General features: G+C 39.8%; 1 protein-coding gene. It reads left to right on the top strand.

Features of this window, described 5'->3' with window-relative positions:
- Positions 1-134: 134 nt before the first annotated feature.
- Positions 135-1,955 (top strand): carbohydrate-binding module family 20 domain-containing protein, encoded by a 1,821-nt coding sequence (locus tag CD000_RS17905; protein ID WP_233130525.1) that lies wholly within the window; start codon positions 135-137, stop codon positions 1,953-1,955.
- Positions 1,956-2,132: the final 177 nt, after the last annotated feature.

Below are 2,132 nucleotides of genomic sequence, written 5' to 3'. Positions count from 1 at the left end.
GCGTGCAAACGTTCCGAAAGAATGTGCAAAATCCGGAACAATCCGCAAAAATTTTGCACATTATTTCAGAATCCATCTGAAATAATTTGAAAAAGTGATTCTGAAATAATGTGCTAATTTACAATTTTGGTACTATGAAAGATTTTATTAGACTACGCGATGCTTTGCATCAAAATGGAATTAAACTAGTGATAGATTTTGTATCCAATCATTCGAGTCGTTGGCAAAACCCGACATTGAATTTTGCGCCTGAAGATGGTAAATTATATGAACCTGACAAGGATGAGAATGGCAATTACGTATTTGATGCTAATGGAGAGCCTGCGGATTACAACGGTGATGGAAAAGTTGAGAATCTCCTGGCGGATCCACATAACGACGTGAATGGTTTTTTCCATGGTCTGGGTGACCGGGGCAACGATACTTCTCGTTTTGGCTACCGTTACAAAGATCTAGGTTCTTTGGCTGATTATTCTCAGGAAAATGCACTAGTGGTTGAACATTTGGAGAAAGCAGCTAAATTTTGGAAATCAAAAGGGATCGATGGTTTTCGACATGATGCCACTTTGCATATGAATCCTGCATTTGTGAAGGGATTTAAAGATGCAATTGATTCAGATGCAGGTGGCCCGGTTACCCATTTTGGTGAATTTTTCATTGGAAGACCGGATCCCAAGTATGATGAGTACCGGACATTTCCTGAACGAACAGGAGTCAACAACTTGGATTTTGAATATTTCCGTGCGGCCACAAACGCATTTGGGAACTTTTCTGAAACGATGAGTTCCTTTGGTGATATGATGATCAAGACAAGTAATGATTACATTTATGAAAATCAAACAGTTACTTTCTTGGATAATCATGATGTAACAAGATTTCGCTATATTCAACCAAACGATAAACCTTATCATGCAGCTCTCGCTGTCTTGATGACATCACGTGGGATTCCTAACATTTATTACGGAACAGAGCAATATCTGATGCCGTCAGACTCAAGTGACATTGCGGGTCGGATGTTTATGCAGACTTCTACTAACTTCGATGAAAATACCACTGCATATAAAGTCATTCAAAAGCTTTCAAACTTAAGAAAAAATAATGAAGCTATTGCCTATGGAACCACAGAAATTTTATACAGCACAAATGATGTACTGGTCTTTAAAAGACAGTTCTATGATAAACAAGTAATTGTAGCGGTAAACCGACAACCGGATCAAACGTTTACCATTCCGGAGTTAGATACGACTCTTCCAGTAGGAACCTATAGTGATGTACTGGGTGGACTGTTATATGGGAGTTCAATGAGCGTAAATAATGTCAACGGTCAAAACAAAATTTCTAGCTTTACCTTGTCTGGAGGAGAGGTCAATGTCTGGTCGTATAACCCATCATTGGGGACTTTAACTCCAAGGATTGGCGACGTTATTTCCACCATGGGACGTCCCGGTAATACCGTTTACATTTACGGTACTGGATTAGGAGGAAGCGTAACAGTCAAATTCGGTTCTACTGTTGCTACTGTGGTGTCAAACAGCGATCAAATGATTGAGGCTATAGTTCCAAACACTAATCCTGGAATTCAAAATATTACAGTTACAAAAGGATCTGTAACCAGTAATCCTTTCCGATATGAGGTCCTATCCGGCGATCAGGTGCAAGTAATTTTTCATGTGAATGCCACAACGAATTGGGGGGAAAACATTTATGTTGTCGGAAACATTCCAGAGTTGGGAAGCTGGGATCCGAACCAATCGTCTGAGGCGATGTTAAATCCGAACTATCCAGAATGGTTCTTGCCAGTGAGTGTGCCCAAGGGAGCTACTTTTGAATTCAAGTTTATCAAAAAAGATAACAATGGAAATGTCATTTGGGAAAGCAGGAGCAACAGAGTATTTACCGCACCGAACAGTTCGACCGGTACTATTGACACCCCTTTATATTTTTGGGATAACTAAAAGCTGAATTAAGGTAATATATTGGATCCGGCATAGTTGTCGGCTCCTTTCATTACAATAATTACCATGTAAAAAGAAACAAACAGGGTACCCCTTATGCCACATGGAGCTGTTTTTTCACGGTATCAATGGGAATATTTTGTTTCGCTGCACAGTAAATGAACTCCACGAGGCTAT

The sequence above is a fragment of the Geobacillus sp. FJAT-46040 genome (assembly GCF_002335725.1).
GTDB lineage: Bacteria > Bacillota > Bacilli > Bacillales > Anoxybacillaceae > Geobacillus > Geobacillus thermoleovorans.
Note: the sequence above shows the minus strand (reverse complement) of the source record. Positions and strands in the feature narration are given on the sequence as shown.

Bases quoted from the DNA above. Each gene is read 5' to 3' on its own strand.
- CD000_RS17905 (WP_233130525.1), top strand. From the start codon at position 135: ATGAAAGATTTTATTAGACTACGCGATGCTTTGCATCAAAATGGAATT.